Below are 311 nucleotides of genomic sequence, written 5' to 3' on the forward strand. Positions count from 1 at the left end.
CCGGCAGCAGTCTCGACATCCTCCCGGCCGATATCGGGGCTGGAGGTGATGTTGATGATCACGCCGTGTGCACCGGCAATGCTGGTTTCCAGCAGCGGAGAGGAGATTGCAGCCTAGGCGGCGTTCTCTGCCTTACCTGCGCCCTTGGCGCTGCCCACGCCCATGTGGGCGTAACCGGCATACTTCATCATAGAGCGCACGTCTGCGAAGTCCAGGTTGATGAAGGCGGGCAAATTGATCAGAGCGGAGATGGATTCCACGCCCTGACGCAGCACATTATCGGCGGCCTGGAAGGCGTTCATCAGGGTGAT

Annotated in this window: 1 pseudogene; it reads right to left on the reverse strand. The window is 60.5% G+C overall.

Features of this window, described 5'->3' with window-relative positions:
* Positions 1-311, reverse strand: a pseudogene (locus tag P0G09_RS17655) (cell division protein FtsZ); the annotation flags it as partial.

This window comes from Faecalibacterium sp. DFI.5.82, from assembly GCF_029076575.1.
Classification (GTDB): domain Bacteria; phylum Bacillota; class Clostridia; order Oscillospirales; family Ruminococcaceae; genus Faecalibacterium; species Faecalibacterium duncaniae.